Here is a 23372-nt window from a genome sequence, read left to right as displayed (position 1 = left end):
GCCTCCTGTCGTGCGCCGACTCCCCAGGGCGCAGGGGACAATGATCGCGCACCGAGGACCCCGAGGAGGACCGCGTGGACACCGCCCTGCCCGCAGGACGCTACGGCACCGCACCCGCACAGCCCTCGACCCGCGCACGCGTGCGGCGTGCGGTCGGGATCGGCGTGGCGGTGCTCGTGCTCGTCGTCCTGGGTGCCTGGATGGCGCAGGGCGTGTTCTCCGACCCGGTGCAGTGGAAGACCGTCGGGTTCCACGTCGCCGACGCGACGAGCACGGACGTCACGTTCGACGTGACGAAGGACTCGCAGGCGAGCGTCACGTGCCGGCTGCAGGCTCTCTCGGAGTCCTACGGCGAGGTCGGCGTGCGCACGGTCGAGGTCGGTCCCGGCGACGCGCGCACGCAGCGCGTGACCGCCACGATCCGCACCACGGGCCTCGCCGTCTCGGCGACCGTGCTGGGCTGCGAACCCGTCGACGGCTGAGCGGGAGCGGACCCGCACGGCGCTGGTGCGACCGAGGACCGGGTCGTTGCCGCCCCGGCGGTCCGGCACCTTGGTAGCCTAGGAGTTTCATCCGCCGCCCCGGCCTGCTCGAACGCCTGCGTGACCGCCCGGCTGACGCGACCGAGAGGCCTGTGCGAGAGCACGCCCGACGCCCGTCATCACCGGCGCGTGCGCGCACCGACGAGCCCGCGGGGTGAGCACGGCCGGCGAGCACGCGGCCAGGGTGAGCACGGACCGAGCACGACGACGACGCTGTCACCGCACCCGGCGGCAGCACACGAAGGAAAGGAGCGATCGTGACCGACACGACTGCGGCTACGTGGTTGACCCAGGAGGCCTACGACCGCCTCAAGGCCGAGCTGGCACGCCTCGAGGGCGAGGGCCGTGCGGAGATCACCTCGCGCATCGCCGCGGCCCGCGACGAGGGCGACCTGAAGGAGAACGGCGGCTACCACGCCGCCCGCGAGGAGCAGGCCAAGCAGGAGGCGCGCATCCGCGAGCTGCAGGCCAAGCTGCGCAACGTCCAGATCGGCACGCCGCCCGACGACGGCGTCGTCGAGCCCGGCATGGTGGTCACGGCCGAGGTGGCAGGCGACGAGATGGTGTTCCTGCTCGGCTCGCGCGAGATCGCCGGGTCCGCGGACATCGAGGTGTTCTCGCCGACCTCACCGCTCGGCGCGGCCATCAACGGCGGCAAGGTCGGCGACGCGGTGTCCTACACCGCCCCCAACGGCCGTCAGATCCCCGTCGTGGTGCGTGCCGCCACGCCGTTCCTGGGCTGACGCCCCGACATCGAAGGCCCGGTCCCCCCCGCGTGGGGAACCGGGCCTTCGTCGTCCGCCTGGCCGCCGTGCACCCTGACCGGTCGGCGGCGGGTCCACCTCACTCGGCGAGACGGTAGCCCGCCTCGCGCAGGCACGTGAGCACCTGGGAGCAGTGCTCGGGTCCCTTCGTCTCGACCTGCACCTCGATCGCGACCTCGTCGAGCGCCAGGTCGATGCCGGTCCGCACGTGCGAGACGTGCATGACGTTGCCGCCGGTGTCCGCCAGGTCGCGCAGCAGCGCCGCGAGGGCGCCCGGGGTGTCGTCGATCCGCACCCGCAGCTGCAGGTAGCGCCCGGCGGACGCCAGACCGTGCCGCACGACCCGCATGAGCACGATCGGGTCGATGTTCCCGCCCGAGAGGATCGCGACGACCGGTCCGGTGAACTCGCCCGGTGCGGCCATCAGCGCGGCGACCGACGCCGCGCCCGAGGGTTCGACGAGCAGCTTGGCCCGTTCGGCGACGAACAGCAGCGCCCGCGACAGGTCTTCCTCGGACACCGTGCGGACCGGGGTGCCGTGCGCGGCGAGGATGCCGAACGGGACCGTGCCCGGCGTGCCGACTGCGATGCCGTCAGCCATGGTCCGCATGTGCTCGAACGGCACCGGGTGCCCGGCGGCCAGCGACGCCGGGTAGGCGGACGCGCCCGCCGCCTGGACGCCGATCACCCGCACGTCGGGACGGACCTGCTCGACGGCGGCGACCACACCGGCCGCCAGGCCTCCCCCGCCGATCGGCACGACGATCGTCGCGACGTCCGGCACCTGCTCGAGGATCTCCAGGGCGATGGTGCCCTGACCGGCCACGACGTCCTCGTGGTCGAACGGGTGGATGAGCACGGCACCGGTGCGCTCGGCGTGCGCGCGTGCGGCGACCAGCGCCTCGTCGACCGTGCGGCCGACCAGCTCGACCCGCGCGCCGTACTCGCGGGTCGCCGCCAGCTTCGGCAGCGCGGCGTCGACGGGCATGAAGACGACCGCCTCGATGCCGAGCAGCCGGGCGGCGAGCGCCACCCCCTGCGCGTGGTTGCCCGCGCTCGCCGCGACCACGCCCCGGGCCTGCTCCTGCGGGCTCAGCCGGGCCATGCGGACGTACGCGCCGCGCAGCTTGAACGAGCCGCCGCGCTGCAGGTTCTCGCACTTGAACCACACGTCGGCGCCGATCAGGCGGGCGAGCGCCTCGCTGTGCTCGATCGGCGTGCGGTGCGCGACGCCGTCGAGCAGCCGGGCCGCACCGCGGATGTCCAGGGGTGCGCTCATGCCGGGGTGCTCCCGTCGGCGCGCGGGCCGGGCCCCGGTCCGTGCTCCGGACCGGGATCGTCACCCGGACCGGGTTCGGGGTCGATGAGCGCCTCCATCCCCACGATCGAGCGCCGGACCGCGACGCGCCCGCTCGGGCGCAACGACACGTGGTCGTCCGTCCCGAGCTGCGGGAACTTGTCGTGCCCGTGCAGGTAGAGCACCACCGTGTTGAGCACCGCCGCGATGGGCACCGCGAACAGCGCCCCGACGATCCCGGCGAGGAACGACCCGGCGGTCACGGCGAGCAGGACCGCGACCGGGTGCAGCGAGACCGCGTGGCCCATCAGGAACGGCTGCAGCACGTGACCCTCGAGCTGCTGCACGGCGAGCACGATGATGAGCATGGCCAGCGCGGCGCCCGGGCCCTGCGCGACGAGCGCGACGAGCACGGCGACGGCCCCCGTGACGATGGCCCCGACGATCGGCACGAACGAGCCGAGGAACACCAGGATCGCCAGTGGCAGCGCGAGCGGGACCTGCAGGATCGCGGCGCCCAGGCCGATGCCGATCGCGTCGACGGCAGCCACGAGGATCTGCGTGCGCGCGTAGGCACCGAGCGTGACGAGACCGCGCCGCCCGGCCTGGTGCACGCGCTCGCGCGAGTGCCGCGGCAGCAGACCGACGACCCAGGCCCAGATGGTGCGGCCGTCGAGCAGGAAGAAGAACGTGCAGAACAGCGCGATCAGCGTGCCCGCGACGACGTGACCCACGGTCGAGGTCACCGACAGCGCCCCGGAGACGACCCCCGACGCGGAGGACCCGAGCGCGGACTGGGCCTTGTCGAGGTAGCCGGTCAGGTCGGCGTCGGTCAGCTGCAGCGGGCCCTCGGACAGCCACGTGATGACGGTGTCGACGCCCTCGGACGCCTCGTCCCACAGGTCTCCGAAGCCGCCGGCGATCGACCGCCCGGCGAGGGTGAGCAGCCCGGCGACGACCAGCAGCATCGCCACGACCGAGACGCCCGCCGCGAGCGCCCGCGGCCAGCGGGCCCGCCGGTGCAGCACACCGACGAGGGGGGCGAGCAGCACCGTGAGCAGCAGTGCGACCAGCACGGGCACGACGATGACCTTGAGCTGCATGACGACCCACAGCCCGACGGCCACGAGGGCGCCGACGAGCAGCAGCCGCCAGGACCACGACGCGGCCGAGCGCACCCCCTCGGGTACGGCGTGCGTCGCGGGCGGGAGTGCCGCGAGCGCACCCTGCTCGTCGGGTGCACCGTGCTCGTCGGGTGCGCCCTGCTCGTCGGGCTGCGTGATCTGCGGGGAGTCGGGCCCGCCGCTCACGCGTCGCGTCCGGCGGCGAGGGCCTGGTCGAGGTCGGCCAGCAGGTCCTCGAGGTCCTCGATGCCGACCGAGACCCGCACCAGGTCGGCGGGCACCTCGAGCGCGGTGCCGGCGACCGACCCGTGGGTCATGCGCGCGGGGTGCTCGATGAGGGACTCCACGCCGCCGAGCGACTCCGCGAGCGTGAACACCCGGGTGGCCCCGCACACGGCGACGGCCGACTCCTCGGAACCGGTGCGGAAGGAGACCATGCCGCCGAAGCCGCGCATCTGACGTGCGGCGACCTCGTGACCGGGGTGGCTCTCCAGACCCGGGTAGATGACCTCGGTGACGGCCGGGTGCGCGGCGAGGTGCGCGGCGACGGCCTGCGCGTTCGCGGTGTGCCGGTCCATCCGCACGGCCAGGGTCTTCAGCCCGCGCAGCGTCAGCCACGAGTCGAAGGGGCCGGCGACCGCACCCGAGGCGTTCTGGTGGTACCCGACGGCGTCGGCGACGGACGTCGTGCCGGTCGGCCCGGTCAGCCCGACGGGCAGCTGCGCACCGTCGGCGACGACCACGGCCCCGCCGACCACGTCGGAGTGCCCTCCGATGTACTTGGTCGTCGAGTGCACGACGACGTCCGCACCGAGCGCGAGCGGCTGCTGCAGGTAGGGCGTGGCGAACGTGTTGTCGACGACGAGCAGCGCCCCGGCCGAGCGTGCGTGCGCGGCGAGCACGGCGATGTCGGCGATGCCGAGCAGCGGGTTCGTCGGCGTCTCGACCCAGACGAGCTTGGTCCGACCGGGCTCGATCGCGGCGAGCACCGCGTCGGGGTCGGACAGGTCGGCAGGCGTGTGGTCGACACCCCACGGCCCGAACACGCGCGCGATGAGCCGGTACGTGCCGCCGTAGGCGTCGTCGGGGACGACGACGTGGTCACCGGGGCGCAGCACGGCGCGCAGCAGGGTGTCCTCGGCGGCCAGGCCGGAGGCGAACGCAAAGCCCGCCGCACCGCCCTCGACGGCCGCGAGCGCCTCCTCGAGCGCGGTGCGCGTCGGGTTGCCCGAGCGCGAGTACTCGTAGCCGTTGCGCAGGCCGCCGACGCCGTCCTGCTTGTAGGTCGAGACCTGGTAGATCGGCGGGACCACCGCACCGGTGGTCGCATCGGGGTCCTGACCTGCATGGATGGCGCGGGTCGAGAAGCCCGCGGACGTCAGGTCGTGCGTGGTGGCGTGCTCGGGTGTGCTCACGGGCACCAGCCTAGGTCCGCCTGCGCGGACAGGTGAGGACGACGCCGGGAACAGGTCCGGGACGGGTGCCGTTGCACACGCCGGGGCCGGGAAGGCGCGCAGCGGTGCGTCGCCGACCGGCACACCCCTCGGACCGGCGGTCCACCCGCCAGGAAGGAGCAGACCGATGGCCTGGCTCTTCGGTTCCGCGTTGCGCTCGTCGATGGTCGACCCCGAGCGCGCGCTCGTCGGACGGGACGCGTACGCCTACCCCGTCCCCACCACCCACACGGTGCTCGGCACCCCGCTGCAGGGCCCCTGGCCCGAGGGCACCGCGGTGCTCCACCTGGCGATGGGCTGCTTCTGGGGCGCCGAGAAGGAGCTGTGGCAGACGCCCGGCGTCGTCACGACCGCTGCCGGCTACCAGGGCGGCTTCACGCCGTACCCCACGTACGAGGAGACCTGCACGGGCATGACCGGCCACACCGAGACGGTGCTCGTGGCCTACGACCCCGCGGTGCTGACGCACGAGGCGCTGCTGCGCCGCTTCTGGGAGCTGCACGACCCCACGCAGGGGTTCCGGCAGGGCAACGACGTGGGCACGCAGTACCGCTCGGCGATCTTCTTCACGACCCCGGAGCAGGAGGCGGCCGCACGGGCGACGCGTGAGGCGTTCGCCCCGCAGCTGGCGCGCAACGGGTTCGGCGAGATCACCACGGAGATCCGCTCGGCGCAGGACGCCGGGCCGTTCTACTACGCCGAGGGGTACCACCAGCAGTACCTGCAGAAGAACCCTGCGGGCTACTGCCCGGTGCACTCGACCGGCGTCGCCTGCCCGGCTCCTGCCTGAGCCGCGGGGCGCACCGGAGCGCGACGAGGCCCGCCGTCCCCGAGGGGGCGGCGGGCCTCGTCGTGCGCGGGGTGCGTCAGTTGCTGGTGCCGACGATGTCGACGACGAAGACGAGCGTGTCGCCGCCGCGAATGCCGGCCTGCGGGACGCCGCGGTCGCCGTAGCCCAGGTGCGAGGGGATCGACAGCAGCACGCGCGAGCCGACCTGCTGGCCGACGAGGCCCTCGTCCCAGCCGCCGATGACGGCGCCGACGCCGATCGGGAAGCTGATCGAGGAGCCGCGGTCGTAGGAGTTGTCGAAGACGCTCCCGCCCCACGCCTGGCCGAGGTAGTGGACCTCGAGGTCGTCGCCGGCCTCGACGAGGGGGCCGTCGCCACGGCTGAGCACGACGACCTCGAGCTCGGCGGGGGCAGGCGTCTGCGGGAAGCTCAGGGTCGGCTTCTGGCCGAAGGAACCTGTGGCCTCGGGCAGTGCTGCGGTCATGGGGTGCTCCTTGTGTTCGCGGATCTGTCCGGTGCCCCTCCCGGGGGTGGGCACCGGTCCATCCTGCACTGCCCTGCCGACGCACGCGAAGGGCGCGCGGTCGGGCCGACCCTTGACGGCGTTGGCTAATGGTCTTAGCTTTGGGTCATGCCCACCGACCCGCACAGCCCCACGAAGGCCCCGACCCTCCGGTTCCTCGACCGGCCCGAGGGTCGCATCGCCTGGACGAGCGAAGGCCCCGACGACGGACCCACCCTCGTGCTCGTCCCCGGCATGGGCGACCTGCGCAGCACCTGGCGCGACCTCGTCGACCCGCTCGTCACCGCAGGTCACCGCGTCGTGCGGACAGACCTGCGCGGCCACGGCGACTCCGGCACGACGTTCGCCACGCACGGCGACCTCGCCACCGGGGGCGACCTGCTCGCCCTCGTCGAGACCCTCGGCGGAGCCCCCGTCGTGCTGGTCGGCAGCTCGATGGGCGCCGCCGCCGCAGCCTGGGCCGCCGCCGAGCGCCCCGACCTCGTCGCCGGCCTCGTGCTCGTCGGACCCGTGCTGCGCGACCGGCCGATGCCGGCCGTCGCGGCCGCCGCCATGCGCGCCGCCACCCGGCTGCTCTTCGCGCGCCCGTGGGGTGCCCGGGCGTGGACCCGCTACTACGGGGGCCCGCTCACCAAGGGCACCCGTGGCCCCTGGCTCGAGGAGCACCTCGCGGACGTGCACGCCAGCCTGCGAGAACCAGGGCGGCTGCGCTCGTTCCGCGACCTGGCCGTGCAGCTGACGCACGCGCCCGTCGCGGCCCGGCTCGCCGAGGTGCACGCGCCGGCGATCGCGTTCGTCGGCGACCACGACCCCGACTTCGCCGACGTGCCGGCCGAGCGCGCCTGGATCGAGGAGACGCTCGGGGCCGAGGTCGTGGCCGTGCCCGACGCGGCGCACTACCCGCAGCACCAGCGCCCGGACGTCGTCGTGCCGCGCACGCTCACGTTCCTCGCGAGGCTCCCCCGCCGGGCGGACGGTGGGTTCGCCGTCACGGCGCCCGCAGAGCCGCCCTCGGCCCGCCCCGGGCCCGACACGACCGACCGGCCCGAGCGCGGCGCCGGTGCCTAGGGCCGGGCTCACCCCGGCCGCCGTGGTCGCCCTCGGGCTCGACGTGGTCGACGCGGGCGGCCCGACCGGCTGGGCCGACCTGTCGCTGTCGGCCGTCGCCGCCCGGGCCGGGGTCGCCGTGCCGAGCCTCTACAAGCACGTCGACGGACTGCCCGGCCTGCGCCGGGCCGTCGCCGTCGCGTGCGTCGACCAGCTCACCGCGGTGCTCGACGACGCGTGCGCGGACCTGCACGGGACGGACGCGCTGCGGGCGACCGCGCACGCCCTGCGCGCCCACGCCCGGACGTTCCCTGGCCGCTACCAGGCGACCCAGACCGGCGCGTGGGTCACGGACCCGCAGGCCGTCGAGGTGCACGCGGCGGCGGCACGCACCCTGGCGGTCGTCGAACGCGTCGTCGGCGAGCTCGGCATCCCCGACGAGCGGCACGTGGACGCCGTCCGGGCCGTCCGGGCCGCCGTGCACGGCTTCGTCGTCCTCGAGCTCGACGGCGGGTTCGGCATGCCCGAGGACGTCGAGATCAGCTTCGGGTACCTCGTCGACGGTCTCGTCGGTGCCCTCGGCGGACGCTGACAGGCACGGAGCCCGGGCGGGCGGTCAGCGGGTCAGGTACCCGAGCAGGTCGTGCCGGGTCAGGACGCCGATCGGCTGCCCGTCGTCGACGACCATGAGCGCGTCCGCCTTCTGCAACGCGTCCTTGGCGGACGTGACCGACTCCCCCGACCCGATCAGCGGCAGCGGTGCGGCCATGTGCTTGTCCACCCGGTCGGACAGCTCGGCCGCTCCGGAGAACACCGCGTCGAGCAGCTCACGCTCGCTCACCGACCCGGCGACCTCCCCGATCTTCAGCGGCGGCTCGGCACCGACGACCGGCATCTGCGAGACGCCGTACTCGTGCAGGATCTCGATCGCGTCGCGCACGGACTCGGTCGGGTGGGTGTGCACCAGGTCGGGAAGCGCGCCCGTCTTGGTGCGCAGCACGTCGGCGACCGTCGCGCCCTCGTCGGCGGCGAGGAACCCGTACGAGCGCATCCACGAGTCGTTGAAGATCTTCGACAGGTACCCGCGCCCGGAGTCCGGGAGGATCACCACGACCACGGCCCGCGCGGCCGCGTCGGGGTCACGTTCCTGCAGGTCACGTGCGTAGCGCAGCGCGGCCTCAACCGCCATGCCGCAGGAACCCCCGACCAGCAGGCCCTCCTCGCGGGCGAGCCGACGGGTCATCGCGAACGAGTCGGCGTCCGAGACCGCGATGATCTCGTCGGGCACGCTCGGGTCGTAGGCGGCCGGCCAGAAGTCCTCCCCGACGCCCTCGACCAGGTACGGGCGCCCGTCCCCGCCGGAGTACACCGAGCCGAGCGGGTCGGCGCCGACGATCACGACACGGCCGCCGTCAGCCGCTGCCCGGTCGGCCGAGACGTCCTTGAGGAACCGGCCCGTGCCGGTGATCGTGCCGCCCGTGCCGACGCCGGCGACCAGGTGCGTGACCCGCCCGTCGGTGTCCGCCCAGATCTCCGGGCCGGTCGACTCGTAGTGGCTGGCCGGACCGTTCGGGTTGACGTACTGGTTCGGCTTCCAGGCGCCGGGGATCTCGGCGGCCAGCCGGTCGGACACCGAGTAGTAGGAGTCCGGGTGCTCGGGCGGCACGGCCGTGGGGGTCACGACGACCTCGGCCCCGTACGCGCGCAGCACGTCGCGCTTGTCCTGGCTGACCTTGTCCGGGCAGACGAACACGCAGCGGTACCCCTTGCGCTGCGCGACGAGCGCGAGGCCGACACCGGTGTTGCCGCTCGTCGGCTCCACGATCGTGCCGCCGGGCTGCAGCTCACCGCTGGCCTCGGCCGCCTCGATCATCTTGAGGGCGATCCGGTCCTTGACCGAGCCGCCCGGGTTCACGTACTCGACCTTGGCCAGGATCGTGGCCGACAGCCCCTGGGTGACGGCGTTGAGCCGGACCAGCGGGGTGCCGCCGACCAGCTCGGAGATGTGGTTCGCGTACTTCACGGTGACGGGCTCCGGTGCACTGGTGGCGAAGGGGGACGACGGTCGATCTTCTCACCCTCGGCGTACGGTGACGGAAGGCGGCCGGACGACGAGGGGGTGCGCGATGGGCACACCGGCGGACGTGGTCGTGGTCGGCTCCGGGCCGAACGGGCTGGCCGCGGCCGTGACGTGCGCGCGGGCCGGGCTGTCGGTCGTCGTCCTGGAGGCCGAGGCGACCGTCGGCGGGGGCGCACGCACCCTCGACCTGGGGCTGGCCGACGGGCTCGTGCACGACGTGTGCTCGGCGGTGCACCCGATGGCGTGGGCATCGCCGTTCTTCCACGCGTTCGACCTGCGGGCCCGAGGCGTGGAGCTGCTCAGCCCGGAGGTGTCCTTCGCCCACCCGCTGCCCGACGGCCGGGCCGGGCTCGCCTACCGGGACCTGGACCGCACGGTCGACGCGCTCGGCGCGGACGGTGCGGCCTGGCGTGCCCTGGTCGGACCCCTCACGCACCGGCCCGCCGACGTCGTCCGGGTGGCGCTCGGCGACAAGCGCAGCGTGCCGCCCGGGCTGCTGCCGCGCGGCGTGCCGACAGCCGCGCGGTTCGGCCTGGGCATGGTCGAGCACGGCAGCCGCGGCGCGTCGCGTCGGTTCCGCGGCGAGGTCGCACCGGCGCTCCTGGCCGGCGTCTCCGCGCACGCGATCACACCCCTGCCCTCGATGGCCGCGGCGGGTACGGCGCTGCTGCTCACGGCGCTCGCGCACTCCGGGCTCGGGTGGCCGATCGCCCGTGGGGGTTCGGGTGCGATCGTCGCGGCACTGCTGGCGGACCTGCGGGCGCACGGCGGGCTCGTCGTGACCGATCACGCGGTGACCTCGGCCGCACAGCTGCCGCCCGCGCGCGGCTACCTGTTCGACACGACCCCACGCACCCTGGTCGAGGTGCTCGGGGACCGGCTGCCCACCCGGTCACGGCGGGCGCTGCAGCGGTTCCGGTACGGCGCGGGTGCCGCGAAGGTCGACCTCGTGCTCTCCGGACCCGTGCCCTGGGCCGTCCCTGACGTCGGCCTGGCCGGCACCGTGCACGTGGGCGGGACCCGGGCGCAGGTCGCCGAGGCAGAGGCGGCGGTCGCCGCGGGGACCCATGCGGCGCACCCGATGGTGCTGCTGAGCGACCCGTCGGTGGTCGACCCCGACCGGCAGGTGGGCGGCCTGCGACCGTTGTGGGCCTACGCGCACGTGCCGCACGGCTCCGACGTCGACGTCACCGAGGCGGTGATCGCGCAGATCGAGCGCTTCGCGCCGGGCTTCCGTGACGTGGTCGTGGCCGCACGGTGCGTCCCGGCGTCCCGCATGGCCGAGCACAACCGGAACCTGGTGGGCGGCGACATCGCCGCCGGGGCGACGACGATGCGGCAGATGTTCGCGCGGCCGACAGCCCGCTGGGACCCGTACGCGGTCGGCATCGAGGGCACCTACCTGTGCTCGGCCTCGACCCCGCCGGGCCCGGGCGTGCACGGGATGTCCGGCTGGTTCGCAGCGCACCGGCTGCTGCGCGAGGTCTTCGACGTGCGCGAGGCCCCCGGCCTGGCACCCTGAGGTGCGGGCCGAGGGCCTCGCCGAGCGATGGACTGCCGGTGCGGGGCGAGCCCCGCCCGGGTCACTGCCGAAGGATCGCGAGCAGCCGCAGCAGCTCGAGGTACAGCCACACGAGCGTGACGATGAGGCCGAAGGCCGCCGACCACGCCATCTTGGCGGGCACACCCAGGTCGACACCGCGCTTGATGGAGTCGAAGTCCATGATCAGGCTTGCCGCGGCCAGACCGACGGCCACGAGGCCGACGACGATGCCGAGCGGCCCGGAACGCAGGGGACCGAAGTCGCCACCGCCGACCCCGAAGATCATCAGGACGACGTTGACCAGCGAGTACACGACGTAGCCGACCATCGCCACGAGCACGGCCCGCTGGAACTTCGGGGTGACCCGGACCTTGCCCGAGCGGAACAGCACGAGCGAGACGGCGAACACGCTCAGCGTCGCCAGCACGGCCTGCCCGACGATGCCGTCCCACTGCGACTCGTAGAACGCGCTGATGCCGCCGAGGAACACACCCTGCGCCGCCGTGTACAGCGTGATGAGCACCGGGCTCGGGCTGCGCCGGAAGGCGTTGACCAGGCCGAGCACCAGCCCGACGATCGCGCCGACGATCCACAGCCCGGGAGCGAGCACCCAGGTCGCGGCACCCGTCACGACCAGCAGCGCGAGCAGCCCGGCGGTCTTGACGATGACGTCGTCGTACGTGAGGCGACCGGTCTCGCGCGTGGTCGCGGCCGGCGAGTCGTAGAGGGCGTTCAGCGTCGCCGCGTCCGCGACCTGCGCGCCGGCGGTGCCGGCCGTCATGGTCGCGCCACCCGGGGCGCCCGCGGTGCGCTTCTTCTTGCGGGGGTCGCCGAAGACGGGACTGTTGTCGAAGACGGGATTGCTCATGCGTGCTCCTGGTCGGTCGGGTTCGGCCGGTGTGGGGCAGTGCCGGACGGACGGCAGACGATTCCTGCCATGCTGTCCAACGTCAGCGACTTCCGCAACGTTCCAGGGATCGTTCAGGGTCGGGTCCGCCTTCCGGTGGAGAGGCCCGCGCGGACCGGATCCACCTCGGGGACGATCCCGCGGGTGGTCACGCTCCCGTACCGTCGAGGATGCAACCCCACTGACCAGAGGACACGCGCGATGATCGAGGCCCACGGCCTGACCAAGAGGTACGGCGCCAAGACCGCCGTCGACGGCATCAGCTTCACGGTGCAGCCCGGCAAGGTGACCGGGTTCCTCGGCCCGAACGGCGCCGGCAAGTCGACCACCATGCGCATGGTCGTCGGGCTCGACCGCCCGAGCGCGGGCTCCGTGATCGTCAACGGCCGCCCCTACGCCGAGCACCGCTCCCCGCTGACCGAGGTCGGCGCCCTGCTCGACGCGAAGGCCGTGCACACCGGCCGCAGCGCCCGCAACCACCTGCGCGCCATGGCCGCCACGCACGGCATCGGCACCAAGCGTGTCGACGAGGTCATCGAGATGACCGGCCTGCAGACCGTCGCCGGCAAGCGCGTCGGCGGCTTCTCGCTCGGCATGGGCCAGCGCCTGGGCATCGCCGCCGCCCTGCTCGGCGACCCGCGCACGCTGCTGCTCGACGAGCCGGTCAACGGGCTCGACCCCGAGGGCGTGCTGTGGGTCCGCAACCTCGTGCGCTACCTCGCCTCCGAGGGCCGCACGGTGTTCCTGTCCTCGCACCTCATGAGCGAGATGGCCCTGACCGCCGACCACCTGCTGGTCATCGGCCGCGGCCGGATCATCGCCGACGCACCCGTCTCCGAGGTCGTCGCCCGGGCGACCACGAGCACCGTGCGCGTGCGCAGCCCGCGCGCCACCGAGCTCGCCGAGCTGCTCACGGGCAACGGCGCGCTCGTCTCGTCGCTGGAGCCTGGTCTGCTCGAGGTCACCGGCCCCAACGCGGAGGCCGTCGGCGAGCTCGCCGCCGCCGCGCGCCTCGTGCTCCACGAGCTCACGCCGGTCACCGGCTCGCTCGAGGAGGCCTACATGAACCTGACGGCCGGCGAGGTCGAGTACCACTCGGGCGTGCCCACGGCAGGCGCGCACAGCGCCCCCGCCGCTGCACCCCCGGCACCCCCGGCCCCCGCCGACACCCCCGTCCCGACGACCGTCGAGGAGTCCGCCCGATGAGCACCACCACCGCCCCGGCGACCGGCTCGCACGCCGTCGTCGCCGCCGCGCCGATCCGCACGCGGGTGACCTTCCCGCACCTGCTGAAGGCCGAGTGGATCAAGTTCTGGACCCTGCGCTCGACCTTCTGGACGCTGGCGTCGACGGCCGTCGTCTTCCTCGGCCTGGTCACGCTCGTCGGGCTCGCCATGCGCTCGCTCGGTGCCGCCGAGGTCGGTTCCGACGCCGCGCAGATCCCGTTCGTCCCCCTGATGGCCGCGACCCAGACGTCGTCCCTGGCCGTGGTGGTGCTCGGGGTCCTCATCATCACCGGCGAGTACACGACCGGCATGATCCGCTCGAGCCTGTCCGCGGCACCCAAGCGCCTGCCGGTGCTCTGGGCGAAGGCCGCCGTGCTCGGCGCGGTCACGTTCGTCGTCACGGTCGTCCTCGTGGCCATCGGGGCGGGTATCACCAGCGCACTGTTCAGCGGATCCGCGGCGACCTTCGACCTCGGGGACGCCGAGACGCAGCGCATGCTGTTCGGCACGGCCCTGTTCCTCACCACGATCGCCCTCTTCGCGTTCGCGATCGGCGCCCTGCTGCGGCACTCCGCCGCCGCGCTCGCCACGGTGTTCGGACTGCTCCTCGTGGTCGAGAACGCGGTCGCACTCATCCCGTGGCAGCCGCTGCAGTACGTCACGCCGTTCCTGCCCTACAGCAGCGGCATCAAGGTCACCTACTCGTCGTCGATGATCGAGATGGCCAACGACATGAACACGCGTGGGCTCGACCTGGGGGTCTGGGCGAGCTACGGCGTGCTCGTCGGCTGGGTCGTCGTCCTGCTCACCGCCGCCGCGATCCGGCTGCGCACGCGGGACGCGTAAGGACTCGCTGTCGGGGTGGCCTCGCGAGGGCCCGCCCCGACGCGACAGCCCCGTGAGGGGCGCTGAAGGCGGTCGCCAGGGCCGGAGGGGGTCCGGGCGACCGCCTTCGCTGCGCCCGGACCCGGGCAGGTGAGCCGCCCCGCGAGACGCTGCTGGTCTGACGGCCGCACAGCCGCCCGACGTAGGCTCCGCGGTCGGCGCTCGTCGCGACGTGCCGCCGATCTCGTCCCCGGCCCGGAGGTGCAGCTGTGACCGACTCCCCCACCCGCGCGCCCGGCCGTCCCCGCCCGGCCCCGCTGCGGGCCGAGGTCGTCCGCGCCGAGCGGATCTCACCGGCGTTCGTGCGCGTCGTGCTCGGAGGGCCCGGGCTGGCGGGCTTCGTCGCGTCGCCGCACGCCGACTCCTACGTCAAGCTCGTGTTCCTGCCGGAGGCCGCCGCTCACGCGCCGGCGCTGCGCCCCGACGGGCGGCTCGACCTCGACGCCGTGCGCGCCGGGCTCCCGCCGCACGACCAGCCGCGCCAGCGCAGCTACACCGTGCGGGCGTTCGACCCCGCGGCCGGAGAGCTCGCCCTGGACATGGTCGTGCACGGTGACGAAGGTGTCGCCGGGCCGTGGGCGGCGCGCGCGGCCGTCGGCGACACCGTGTGGCTCGTCGGTCCGGGCGGCGCCTGGTCGCCGGACCCGACGGTCGCCTCGCACCTGCTGATCGGCGACGCGAGCGCGCTGCCGGCGGTCGCCGTGGCACTCGAACGGCTCCCGGAAGACGCCGTCGGGACGGTCGTGCTGGAGGTGCCCGGCCCGGAGGACGAGCTGCCGCTGACCGCCCCGGCCGGGATCGACGTCCGCTGGGTGCACGAGCAGGACCACACACCCGGACGTGCGCTCGTCGCGGCCGTCGAGGCGCTGCCGCCGCTGCCCGGACCGGTCGGCGCGTTCCTGCACGGCGAGGCCGGGGCCGTGCGCACCCTGCGCGCGCACCTGCGCACGGTGCAGGGCGTGCAGCGCGAGCACCTGTCGGTGTCCGGCTACTGGCGGCTCGGCGCGGACGACGAGGGCTGGCGCGCGGGCAAGCGCGCCTGGCTCGCCACGATCGAGGAGCAGGAGCAGGCGGCCGGGCTCGCCTGACGAGCGAGCGGGCGAACGGGCGAACGGGCCGACCTCGCGCGCCCGAACGCCCTCGCGGGCCCGCCCCCTCGGCTAGCCTCAGGCTCGGCCACGCCCGCCTCCGCGGGCCCGGGGGGAGGTCCGATGATCCGCGCACTGCCGTTCCTGGTCGAGATCGCGCTGCTCGTGTACTGCCTGATCGACTGCATCCAGACCGACGAGTACCGCGTCCGGAACCTGCCGAAGACGGTGTGGGTCATCCTCATCGTCATCCTGCCGCTCGTCGGCGGCATCGCCTGGCTGGTCGCCGGTCGCCCGGAGGGTGCCCGGCGCACCGGCCGCGACGTGCCGTGGCCGTCGACCGCGACCGCCGGCTTCCCCGAGTACGAGCGTCCGCGACGCTTCGCACCCGACGACGACCCGGAGTTCCTGGCGTCCGTGCGCCGCTCGGACGACCAGCACGAGAAGATGCTGCGCGACTGGGAGGCCCAGCTGCGCGAGCGCGAGCAGCGCCTGGCCTCGCCCGAGACCGACGGCACCGGCGAGACCGGCGCAGCGCCCGAGACACGCGGCTGACGCGCCCCGGGCACAGGTCCGAGCTCCGAGGTCAGAGACCCACCATGGACAGGCCCGTCGCGTCGTAGCGGTCCCCGGCCACGCCGATCGCGGCGGCCAGGCGGTCGAGGCCGTCACGCTCGTCGGCCGACAGCGCGACCGTGGTGGCCTCGGCGTTCTCCTGGACGCGGCTCAGGCGACGGGTCCCCGGGATCGGGACGACCCACGGGTGCTGGGCCAGCAGCCAGGCCAGGGCCACCTGGCCGGGCGTCACGCCCTTGCGGGCGGCGAGCAGGCGCACGTGGTCGACGATCGCGGCGTTCGCGTCCCGGTTCTCGGCGGTGAACCGCGGCACCCGCAGCCGGATGTCGCCCTCCGCGAACGTCGTCGTCGAGTCGACCGTGCCTGTCAGGAATCCCTTGCCGAGCGGGCTGAACGGCACGAACCCGATGCCCAGCTCGGCGCACGTGGGCAGCACCTGCGGCTCCGGGTCGCGGGTCCACAGCGAGTACTCCGACTGCACGGCCGTGACCGGGTGCACGGCGTGCGCACGGCGGATCGTCGCAGCACCGGCCTCCGACAGCCCGAAGTGCCGCACCTTGCCCTCGGCGACCAGCTCGCCGACCGTGCCTGCGACGTCCTCGATGGGCACGTCCGGGTCGACCCGATGCTGGTAGAAGAGGTCGATGACGTCGGTCCGCAGCCGACGGAGCGACTCCTCGGCGACCCGGCGGATCCGCTCGGGGCGCGAGTCGGTACCCGGCCAGGAGCCGTCAGGCTGGATGTCCCACCCGAACTTCGTCGCGATCACCACCTGGTCGCGCACAGGCTCCAGGGCTTCGCCGACGAGCTCCTCGTTGACGTACGGGCCGTACACCTCCGCGGTGTCGACGAACGTGACCCCCAGGTCCACGGCACCGCGCAGCACGGCGATCATGTCCTCGCGCGACCCGGGGTTCGGGCCGTAGCTCATCGACATCCCCATGGCGCCGAGGCCGACCGCCGAGACCTCCAGGCCCTGACCGAGCGTCCGACGATGCATGGCGACACCTCCTGGCGATGGCCGGCCGGCACCGCGCCGTCCGAGCTGTCCTTCGACGGTAGGCCCGGTGCTGCGCGCGTGGGAGGCCCTGGCGTTCCCCCGCTCGGCGCACCACCCCTCACAGCAACTCTCGCCGGCACGGGTGGTGCTCGCCGCTCACTGCCCGCGCGGCGGGACCGCCTCGGCACCGGCGTCGGAGCCGGCTTCGGTGGCGGCTTCGGGGCTGGCCTCGGGGCTGGTCTCGGGGCTGGCGTCGGCAGGCAGAGGTACCGCGCCGGGCCACGCGGCCAGGATGCTCGCGCCCGCGTCCAGGTCCGGCGTCAGGAGCGCGATCTGGACGTCGTCGTCCGGCCCGGACACCACGATCGCCTCGAGCACCTCGGCGCCACGGACCGCCGGTTCGGCGATGACCAGCCCGATCTCGTCCCAGGTCATCGCGAAGGACCGACCGTCGTCCGGGTCGACCAGCTCGACACCGCCGGGGTTCAGGAGCAGGTGCCCGTTCACGAAGCTCTCCCCGCGCCCCTCGGCCCGTTCGCGCAGGCGGAACACCCGGACGGCGTCGGGACGGTTCGTCCGCAGCCACCGGGTGCGCTCGGCGACGACGCGGCGCGCGTAGCGTGCCAAGCCGAACGAGATCGAGGCCGCGACGACGAACGTGACCGAGAACAGGAGCGTGCGTGGAGGCAGCACCCCGAGCACCGCGAGGAGCGCTGCGAGCAGGCCGAGGCCGATGATGGTCAGGTCGCGAGCAGGGGAAGGGATGCGCACGTGCCCCCGGCGGGACTCGAACCCGCCCTCGACCGGGTTTAAGCCGGTTGCCTCTGCCAGCTGGGCTACGGGGGCCATGCCCGGCACCGTGGCGCAGGGCTCACCCATCCTGCCAGTGACGCGCGCCCGGACGACGACGCCCCCGGGCTCTTGAGCCTCGGGGGTGTCGGGGTGTCGTCGGCGGGTCATCCGCCGACCGGTGGTCGGCCGCGGGTCAGGAGGCGGCAGGCTTCTCGGGCGCCGGCACGGCAGGCGGCACAGCCGGCGACACGGCGGGCGGCGCGACTGGCCGAGCAGCAGGCACGGACGCGGCACGGAACTCCGCGCGCGGGTCGTGCAACGAGCCCAGCGCGACGACCTCGCGGCGCAGCAGGAGCGAGCCGGTCCACCCCGCCGCGATCCGCAGCTTGCGGTTGAAGGTCGGCATGGCGGCCACGTGGTACGAGCGGTGCAGCACCCAGGCGAGGAACCCGCGGACCTTGATCTTGCCGAACATCTGCGCGACGCCCTTGTACATGCCGAGCGAGGCGACCGCGCCGATGTTCTTGTGCTTGTACGGCTCGAGCTCGGCGGAGCGCAGCGCACGGGCGAGGTTGTCGCCCAGGTGGTTGCCCTCGCGAAGGGCGTGCTGGGCGTTCGGCGGGCAGAACTGACCGGGGTTGTACAGGTCCGGGACGGCCGCGCAGTCACCCGCGGCGTAGGCGTCGGGGACCACGTGGCCCTCGGCGTCGACGACCTGCAGGTACTCGTTGCACGTGACGCGGCCGAGCTTGTCGAGCGGCAGGTCGGAGTCGGCGAGGACCGGGTTGGCCCGCACGCCGGCCGTCCACACCAGGGTGTCCGCGTCGAACTCGATGCCCGTGGAGAGCACCACGTGGCCGTCGACGCACGAGCTGAGGAACGTCGAGAGGTGGATCTCGATGTTGCGCTTGCGCAGCTGCTCGAGCGTGTAGCCGCCGAGCTCCTCGTTGACCTCGGGCAGGATGCGCCGGGAGCCCTCGACGAGCACGAAGCGCAGCTCCTCGGGCTCGATCTGCTTGTAGTGGCGCACCGCGTACCGGGCCATGTCCTCGACTTCGGCGAGCGCCTCGACACCGGCGAACCCGCCGCCGACGAACACGAAAGTGAGCAGCTTGCGGCGCAGCTCCGGGTCCCAGGTGCTCGAGGCGACGTCGATGCGGTTGAGCACGTGGTTGCGCAGCGCGATGGCTTCCTCGACGTTCTTGAAGCCGATGCCCTGCTCCGCCAGGCCCGGGATGGGCAGCGTGCGGGCGACCGAGCCCAGGCCGACGACGAGGTGGTCGTAGCTGATCCAGTACGGGTCGCCGGCCTCGGGCGTGATCTCGACGCGGCGCTTCGCGTGCTCGATGTGCGTGACCTTGCCCTGCAGCACGTCGGCGCCCTTGAGCGCGCGGCGGTGCGGGGCGACGACGTTGCGGGCGTCGATCGACCCGGCGGCAGTCTCCGGCAGGAACGGCGCGTAGGTCATGTACGGGCGTGGGTCCACGACGACGATCGCCGCCTCACGACCACCCAGACGCTTGCGCAGCCGGCGGGCGGTGTAGAGGCCGACGGTGCCGCCGCCGAGGACGACGACGCGGGGCACCTTGCGCGGCTTGGCCGTCGTGGCGCCGGCAGGCTCCGTGAGGGCAGCGTCGACGGTCGAGGCAGGCTGAGGCATGGCTCAACGGTAGCTCCGTGGGGTGAGGCCTGCCTCACCCGGACGCGGTGACGCTGCGCACAGTCCCTAGGACCTTCGACCCGTGCCGGCGGATCAGCCCCGGTGCCGTCGGCGCAGGTTCCCCGTGCGAGCGGTCAGCGGTCCGGCAGCTCGATCGTCGCGAGCGCGCCCCCGCCGTCCCGGTCGCCCAGCACGAGCCGCCCACGGTGCCGCTCGGCGACCTCACGGACCAGCGCGAGCCCCAGACCGAAGCGCGGCCGTGCGGAGTCGGACCGAGCGCCGCGCTCGAACCGCTCGGTGAGCCGACGCCGGTCGTCGGGCGACGCCGGGAACCCCTCCCCCTCGTCACCCACGGTGATCCGGACCAGACCGTGCGCCGCGTCGTGCGCGACCGCGACCAGGACGCGACCCTCGGCCGGGCTGTGCGCGAGAGCGTTGTCGACCAGGCATGACACGGCTCGCCGCAACGCGGTCGGCGCAGCCGGCACGCTCACCGGCTCGCCCGACACCTCGATCCGCACCCGGTCCGCGATCGCCTCGAACGAGTCGGCGACCGCGTGCAGCATCGGCAGCACGTCGACCACCTCGCGCGTCACGGCCCCGTCCTGACCGTCCATCTGCGCCGAGACGAGCAGATCGGTCACGACCTCGCCGAGCACCCGGGTGTCCTCGACGAGCTGGGCCGTGACCGGCCGGCGCGGGTCGTCCGTCGGGGTGCGCACGAGCAGCAGCTGCGCCCGGGTGTGCACCACGGTCAACGGCGTGCGCAGCTCGTGCGAGGCGTCGGCGACGAACCGGCGTTGCGTCGCCAGCGCCTCCTGAACCGGGCGGACCGCCCGCCGCGCGGCGAGGATGCCGACGGCCGCGGCGCTCACCGTGCCGACGAGCACCACCCCGGCGAGCGCGAGCGCCGCGGTGTCGTCCGAGGCCTGCTCCACCGGGACCTCACCGCCCGGGGGGACCGCGCCCTCACGCCCCTCCTCCCGCCCGGCGAGCCAGGCGAGCACCCCCACGACCGCCACGACCAGCAGCACCGCGCCCGCCACCGCCACCGCGATCCGTCGCTCCGCCCGCCGCACGACGACACGGTCCGCGCCCGTCACGACTCCCCCATCCGGTAGCCCAGACCGTGCACCGTCCGCACGACCCCGCGGCCGAGCTTGACCCGCAGGTAGTGCACGTAGGTGTCGACCGAGTTCGGCACGTTCTCGCCGTCGAAGACCAGCTCGAGCAGCTCCTCCCGGGTGAACACCCGCCGAGGGCGTCGGGCCAGCGTCTCCAGGAGCGCGGCCTCGCGCGCCGTCAGGTCGACCGGGCCGTCCGGGCCGCCGGTGACGCGTCGGCTGCGCACGTCGAACGACCTGTCCCCGACGGCCAGCCGCTCGCTGGTGTCGCCGTGCCGGCGCAGCAGCGCACGCAGCCGGGCGAGCAGCTCGGCGACGTCGAAGGGCTTGACCAGGTAGTCCTCCGCGCCGGCGTCGAGACCCTCGACGCGGTCCTGCACCGTCCCGCGCGCCGTGAGCACCAGGACGGGCGAGCGCAGGCCCGCGCGGCGCAGCCGCTCCACGAGGTCCAGCCCCTCGATGCCCGGCAGCCCCCGGTCGACGACCAGCACGTCAGGGGTGTCGGTGAGCGCCCGGTGCAGACCGGCCTGGCCGTCCCGGGCAAGGGTGACGTCGTAGTGCTCGCCGAGCACCTCGACGAGCAACGGGCCCAGCTCCCTGTCGTCCTCGACGAGCAGCAACGACGCCCTGGGGGCACCCACGATGGCTTCCACGTCCCTCATCGTGCACCCGGGGTTCCCAGAACGTTCCCAGAAGCCCTGACCAGGCTCGACACGTCGCCCCGCCACCGAGCGGAGCCCTCACCCGGAGGTGGTCATGGTCAACGGCCTGCCCGCACACGTCCTGCTGGTCCACGCCGTCGTCGTCCTCGTGCCGCTCGCCGCACTCATGGCGGTGATCGCCGCCGCCTGGCCTGCCGCGCGCCGCAAGCTGGGGTTCCTCACCCCGCTCGTCGGCCTGGCCGCGCTCGGCGGCGTGCCGCTGGCCACCGAGGCCGGCGAGTGGCTCGAGGAGCACGTGCCCGAGAGCCCGCTCGTCGAGCAGCACACGCAGTACGGCGACGCGGTGCTCGTCTGGGCCGTGGGCCTGTTCCTCGTGACCTGCGCCGTCTGGTTCATCGGCCGCCTGGCCGACCGGGCCCGTGCCGAGCGGCTCGCGTCCGCCGGTACGACGGGAGCGGACGGCACGGTCGCCGCGACCCCCACCGCACGCTCGGCCTGGGCCGGTGCACCGTGGGCGCGTGCCGTGGTCGGTGTCGTCACCCTCGTCATCGCCACCGGCGCGACGCTCGCCGTCTACCGGGCCGGCGACTCCGGCGCCCGGGCCGCCTGGCAGGACCAGGTCGGCTCGACGTCCTCCGGGACGGCCGGCGCCGGCAGCGCCGGCCAGGGCGACGGCGACACGGACGGCGGCTGAGCGGTCGCTGCTCCGGCACCCCCCGGCCGGAGCAGCGACCGATCACCCGACGGGCTCCTCGGCACCCCCGGTCGAGGAGCCCGTCGGCGTGTCCGTGGCGGTGTCGCCTACAGCCGCCGCGCCCGCGGTCGCGCCTGCGGTGGGGACCACCGAGGGAGACGGGCTCGGGGACGGGGTCGGGGAGTCCGCGGGTGACACCGTCCGCACGGGGGGCACCTGCTCGAACGGGAACGGGAGGTCGACCGCGGTGCCGCCGGTGACCTCGTCGCCCTCGAACCAGCCGTTGAGCACCCCGGCCCGCGGGTAGACGTTCGCCCGCACGGTGCCGTCGAGGTCCTCGGCCGGCACGAGCGCCCACTGCTGGTCGCCCTGGAACTGGTAGACCCCCTCGCCCACCGACACGGGCTTGCCGTCCTGGTCGTACACGAGGGCGCCGGGCACGGGCAGGCCGTCGGCGTCGTAGACGAACAGGTTCTTGGCGGGAACGCCGTCGACGTACACGCCCTCGTCGGGCGACTCGTAGACCGCGTACATGCCCCCGTCGCCGTCGATCGACTGCGACAGGTAGTAGCCGACGGGGATCAGGGCGACGACCGCGACCGCCTGAGCAGTCGCGGCGAGCACCCGCAGCCCCCGCCTGCCCGCCCACCTCCCCCGGCCCCACTGGACGCTCGCCGCGAGAGCGGCCACGAGAAGGAGCCAGCCGGCCAGTGCGTACGGCAGCAGCGTCGTGTGCGACTCCAGCACACCTGCCACCGCGCGGTACAGCACGTACCCGCGCAGCACCCACCACGCCGGGGCGAGCTCGGCGGCGAGCCCTGCCGCACCGGGCCACCACAGTTGCGCCCGCAGGGGTCGCAGCACTCGCTCGCGCAGCGCGACGAGACGGGCACGCACCGCCTCCGACCGGCGTCGCCGCGTGGCCGGCGCCTCGCCGAACCCTGCCGCGGTCCGCAGCTCGGTGGCGTACTCCTTCGGCGGCCCGAAGAGCGCGAGCAGGTCGTCCCCGCCGCCAGGCCGGTCCGCGAGCGCGTCCGCAAGGTCGGCCTCGAGCCCGTCGGTGAGGTCGTCGACCTGGTCCGTGCTGAGCCCGCCCAGATGCCGACGCACGGCGTGCGCGTACGCGTGCACGTCGGCCGGTGCGGCGTCGACGGCGCGCTCGCGGCTCGCGGTGGTGTGAAGCGTGCTCATCGGTCCGTCCCCCCCTGGAGCAGACGTGCCATGACGTCTGCGAACTCGTGCCACTCGGCGCGCTGCTCCTTCAGCAGCGTCCGGCCGTGGGCGTTGATCCCGTAGTACTTGCGGTGCGGCCCCTCGTCGCTCGGGACGACGTACGAGGTCAGCGCCCCGGCGGAGTAGAGCCGGCGCAGCGTGCCGTAGACAGACGCGTCGCCGATGGCCTCGATGCCCGCGGTGCGCAGGCGGCGCACGACGTCGTAGCCGTAGCCGTCCTCCTCCTCGACGACGGCGAGCACGGCGACGTCGAGCACGCCCTTGAGCAGCTGTGTGGTGTCCATTCGTCCTCCGGTGTGCCGTGCGCTGCGATGCTCCCGCTCGCCGCGTGCGGCCAGGTCTGGTGCGGGAGCCCCCTCCG

General features: G+C 74.1%; 24 protein-coding genes and 1 tRNA gene. 11 read left to right on the top strand and 14 right to left on the bottom strand.

Translation table 11 applies throughout. The features are described from left to right. Positions 1–74 precede the first annotated feature (74 nt). Positions 75–482, top strand: coding sequence for a DUF4307 domain-containing protein (locus BKA22_RS12515; protein ID WP_146953875.1), 408 nt, complete (start codon positions 75–77; stop codon positions 480–482). A gap of 317 nt (positions 483–799) precedes the next feature. Further along, entirely contained in the window at positions 800–1285 is a 486-nt protein-coding gene (gene greA, locus BKA22_RS12510) for a transcription elongation factor GreA (RefSeq protein WP_146953876.1), read from the top strand. 100 nt (positions 1286–1385) lie between these two features. Here the strand turns inward: greA and ilvA are convergent, their stop codons facing one another. Genes ilvA through BKA22_RS12495 form a run of 3 tightly spaced genes read right to left on the bottom strand, consistent with a single transcriptional unit; the run spans position 1386 to position 5142 of the window. Further along, entirely contained in the window at positions 1386–2585 is a 1200-nt protein-coding gene (ilvA, locus tag BKA22_RS12505; protein WP_146953877.1) for a threonine ammonia-lyase, read from the bottom strand. Next, on the bottom strand, positions 2582–3913 hold the full coding sequence (locus tag BKA22_RS12500; protein WP_371863667.1) for an AI-2E family transporter: 1332 nt from the start codon (positions 3911–3913) through the stop codon (positions 2582–2584). The genes ilvA and BKA22_RS12500 overlap by 4 nt, the downstream gene beginning before the upstream one ends. After that, entirely contained in the window at positions 3910–5142 is a 1233-nt protein-coding gene (locus tag BKA22_RS12495; protein ID WP_223203664.1) for a cystathionine gamma-synthase, read from the bottom strand. The genes BKA22_RS12500 and BKA22_RS12495 overlap by 4 nt, the downstream gene beginning before the upstream one ends. A 166-nt stretch (positions 5143–5308) precedes the next feature. On the opposite strand from BKA22_RS12495, the gene msrA reads away from it, so the two are divergent. Beyond that, the gene (gene msrA, locus BKA22_RS12490; RefSeq protein ID WP_146953878.1) at positions 5309–5971 is read left to right on the top strand and encodes a peptide-methionine (S)-S-oxide reductase MsrA; all 663 of its coding nucleotides are present in this window, start codon (positions 5309–5311) and stop codon (positions 5969–5971) included. A gap of 76 nt (positions 5972–6047) precedes the next feature. Here the strand turns inward: msrA and BKA22_RS12485 are convergent, their stop codons facing one another. Next, positions 6048–6455, bottom strand: a complete 408-nt coding sequence (locus BKA22_RS12485) for an FKBP-type peptidyl-prolyl cis-trans isomerase (RefSeq protein WP_146953879.1) — start codon at positions 6453–6455, stop codon at positions 6048–6050. Positions 6456–6602: 147 nt separating this feature from the next. On the opposite strand from BKA22_RS12485, the gene BKA22_RS12480 reads away from it, so the two are divergent. Together BKA22_RS12480 and BKA22_RS12475 are read left to right on the top strand one after the other, a co-directional pair. Continuing rightward, positions 6603–7562 (top strand): alpha/beta fold hydrolase, encoded by a 960-nt coding sequence (locus BKA22_RS12480; protein ID WP_146953880.1) that lies wholly within the window; start codon positions 6603–6605, stop codon positions 7560–7562. Then, a complete protein-coding gene (locus BKA22_RS12475) occupies positions 7555–8133 on the top strand; it encodes a TetR-like C-terminal domain-containing protein (RefSeq protein WP_179561769.1) in 579 nt (192 codons plus the stop codon). The genes BKA22_RS12480 and BKA22_RS12475 overlap by 8 nt, the downstream gene beginning before the upstream one ends. A 24-nt stretch (positions 8134–8157) precedes the next feature. Here the strand turns inward: BKA22_RS12475 and BKA22_RS12470 are convergent, their stop codons facing one another. Then, on the bottom strand, positions 8158–9564 hold the full coding sequence (locus BKA22_RS12470; protein ID WP_146953881.1) for a cystathionine beta-synthase: 1407 nt from the start codon (positions 9562–9564) through the stop codon (positions 8158–8160). Between the two features lie 103 nt (positions 9565–9667). On the opposite strand from BKA22_RS12470, the gene BKA22_RS12465 reads away from it, so the two are divergent. Further along, the gene (locus BKA22_RS12465) at positions 9668–11143 is read left to right on the top strand and encodes a phytoene desaturase family protein (RefSeq protein ID WP_146953882.1); all 1476 of its coding nucleotides are present in this window, start codon (positions 9668–9670) and stop codon (positions 11141–11143) included. Positions 11144–11204: 61 nt separating this feature from the next. Here BKA22_RS12465 and BKA22_RS12460 read toward each other — a convergent pair whose 3' ends face one another. Next, positions 11205–12032, bottom strand: coding sequence for a Bax inhibitor-1/YccA family protein (locus BKA22_RS12460; RefSeq protein ID WP_146953883.1), 828 nt, complete (start codon positions 12030–12032; stop codon positions 11205–11207). Positions 12033–12272: 240 nt separating this feature from the next. On the opposite strand from BKA22_RS12460, the gene BKA22_RS12455 reads away from it, so the two are divergent. The 4 genes from BKA22_RS12455 to BKA22_RS12440 all read left to right on the top strand — a co-directional run bounded on the left by BKA22_RS12455 (position 12273) and on the right by BKA22_RS12440 (position 15825). Continuing rightward, on the top strand, positions 12273–13277 hold the full coding sequence (locus BKA22_RS12455; RefSeq protein ID WP_146953884.1) for an ABC transporter ATP-binding protein: 1005 nt from the start codon (positions 12273–12275) through the stop codon (positions 13275–13277). Beyond that, positions 13274–14143, top strand: coding sequence for an ABC transporter permease subunit (locus BKA22_RS12450; RefSeq protein ID WP_146953885.1), 870 nt, complete (start codon positions 13274–13276; stop codon positions 14141–14143). The genes BKA22_RS12455 and BKA22_RS12450 overlap by 4 nt, the downstream gene beginning before the upstream one ends. A 248-nt stretch (positions 14144–14391) precedes the next feature. Beyond that, entirely contained in the window at positions 14392–15270 is an 879-nt protein-coding gene (locus BKA22_RS12445; protein WP_179561768.1) for a siderophore-interacting protein, read from the top strand. A 123-nt stretch (positions 15271–15393) separates the two neighbouring features. Continuing rightward, a complete protein-coding gene (locus BKA22_RS12440) occupies positions 15394–15825 on the top strand; it encodes a PLD nuclease N-terminal domain-containing protein (RefSeq protein ID WP_146953886.1) in 432 nt (143 codons plus the stop codon). A gap of 31 nt (positions 15826–15856) precedes the next feature. Here the strand turns inward: BKA22_RS12440 and BKA22_RS12435 are convergent, their stop codons facing one another. From BKA22_RS12435 to BKA22_RS12410, 6 genes are all read right to left on the bottom strand, one after another. Continuing rightward, entirely contained in the window at positions 15857–16846 is a 990-nt protein-coding gene (locus BKA22_RS12435; RefSeq protein ID WP_146953887.1) for an aldo/keto reductase, read from the bottom strand. Between the two features lie 156 nt (positions 16847–17002). Beyond that, the gene (locus tag BKA22_RS12430) at positions 17003–17617 is read right to left on the bottom strand and encodes a hypothetical protein (protein ID WP_179561767.1); all 615 of its coding nucleotides are present in this window, start codon (positions 17615–17617) and stop codon (positions 17003–17005) included. A 1-nt stretch (position 17618) separates the two neighbouring features. Then, positions 17619–17692 (bottom strand) — tRNA-Leu (locus tag BKA22_RS12425). A 139-nt stretch (positions 17693–17831) separates the two neighbouring features. Further along, entirely contained in the window at positions 17832–19298 is a 1467-nt protein-coding gene (locus BKA22_RS12420; RefSeq protein WP_146953888.1) for an NAD(P)/FAD-dependent oxidoreductase, read from the bottom strand. 134 nt (positions 19299–19432) lie between these two features. After that, positions 19433–20401, bottom strand: coding sequence for a sensor histidine kinase (locus tag BKA22_RS12415; RefSeq protein ID WP_146953889.1), 969 nt, complete (start codon positions 20399–20401; stop codon positions 19433–19435). Further along, positions 20398–21075 (bottom strand): response regulator transcription factor, encoded by a 678-nt coding sequence (locus BKA22_RS12410; RefSeq protein ID WP_307725897.1) that lies wholly within the window; start codon positions 21073–21075, stop codon positions 20398–20400. Before BKA22_RS12410 ends, BKA22_RS12415 begins: the two co-directional genes overlap by 4 nt. A 103-nt stretch (positions 21076–21178) precedes the next feature. Between BKA22_RS12410 and BKA22_RS12405 the strand changes: the two genes are divergently transcribed. Continuing rightward, positions 21179–21778, top strand: coding sequence for a DUF2231 domain-containing protein (locus BKA22_RS12405; RefSeq protein ID WP_179561766.1), 600 nt, complete (start codon positions 21179–21181; stop codon positions 21776–21778). 42 nt (positions 21779–21820) lie between these two features. On the opposite strand, the gene BKA22_RS12400 is transcribed toward BKA22_RS12405, so the two are convergent. Continuing rightward, on the bottom strand, positions 21821–22969 hold the full coding sequence (locus BKA22_RS12400) for an HAAS signaling domain-containing protein (RefSeq protein ID WP_146953891.1): 1149 nt from the start codon (positions 22967–22969) through the stop codon (positions 21821–21823). Further along, positions 22966–23295 carry a PadR family transcriptional regulator gene (locus BKA22_RS12395; protein ID WP_146953892.1) on the bottom strand — a complete coding sequence of 110 codons (330 nt, stop codon included), beginning with the start codon at positions 23293–23295 and terminating at the stop codon, positions 22966–22968. Before BKA22_RS12395 ends, BKA22_RS12400 begins: the two co-directional genes overlap by 4 nt. Between the last annotated feature and the right edge of the window lie 77 nt (positions 23296–23372).

Source organism: Cellulomonas soli (genome assembly GCF_013409305.1).
In the GTDB taxonomy this organism is placed as follows: Bacteria; Actinomycetota; Actinomycetes; order Actinomycetales; family Cellulomonadaceae; genus Cellulomonas; species Cellulomonas soli.
This window is presented reverse-complemented; position numbering and strand designations above follow the sequence as displayed.

Coding starts and splice junctions, on each gene's coding strand:
- ilvA (WP_146953877.1), bottom strand. CDS start 2,585: ATGAGCGCACCCCTGGACATCCGCGGTGCGGCCCGGCTGCTCGACGGC.
- msrA (WP_146953878.1), top strand. CDS start 5,309: ATGGCCTGGCTCTTCGGTTCCGCGTTGCGCTCGTCGATGGTCGACCCC.
- BKA22_RS12485 (WP_146953879.1), bottom strand. CDS start 6,455: ATGACCGCAGCACTGCCCGAGGCCACAGGTTCCTTCGGCCAGAAGCCG.
- BKA22_RS12480 (WP_146953880.1), top strand. CDS start 6,603: ATGCCCACCGACCCGCACAGCCCCACGAAGGCCCCGACCCTCCGGTTC.
- BKA22_RS12465 (WP_146953882.1), top strand. CDS start 9,668: ATGGGCACACCGGCGGACGTGGTCGTGGTCGGCTCCGGGCCGAACGGG.
- BKA22_RS12460 (WP_146953883.1), bottom strand. CDS start 12,032: ATGAGCAATCCCGTCTTCGACAACAGTCCCGTCTTCGGCGACCCCCGC.
- BKA22_RS12455 (WP_146953884.1), top strand. CDS start 12,273: ATGATCGAGGCCCACGGCCTGACCAAGAGGTACGGCGCCAAGACCGCC.
- BKA22_RS12450 (WP_146953885.1), top strand. CDS start 13,274: ATGAGCACCACCACCGCCCCGGCGACCGGCTCGCACGCCGTCGTCGCC.
- BKA22_RS12440 (WP_146953886.1), top strand. CDS start 15,394: ATGATCCGCGCACTGCCGTTCCTGGTCGAGATCGCGCTGCTCGTGTAC.
- BKA22_RS12435 (WP_146953887.1), bottom strand. CDS start 16,846: ATGCATCGTCGGACGCTCGGTCAGGGCCTGGAGGTCTCGGCGGTCGGC.
- BKA22_RS12420 (WP_146953888.1), bottom strand. CDS start 19,298: ATGCCTCAGCCTGCCTCGACCGTCGACGCTGCCCTCACGGAGCCTGCC.
- BKA22_RS12405 (WP_179561766.1), top strand. CDS start 21,179: ATGGTCAACGGCCTGCCCGCACACGTCCTGCTGGTCCACGCCGTCGTC.
- BKA22_RS12400 (WP_146953891.1), bottom strand. CDS start 22,969: ATGAGCACGCTTCACACCACCGCGAGCCGCGAGCGCGCCGTCGACGCC.
- BKA22_RS12395 (WP_146953892.1), bottom strand. CDS start 23,295: ATGGACACCACACAGCTGCTCAAGGGCGTGCTCGACGTCGCCGTGCTC.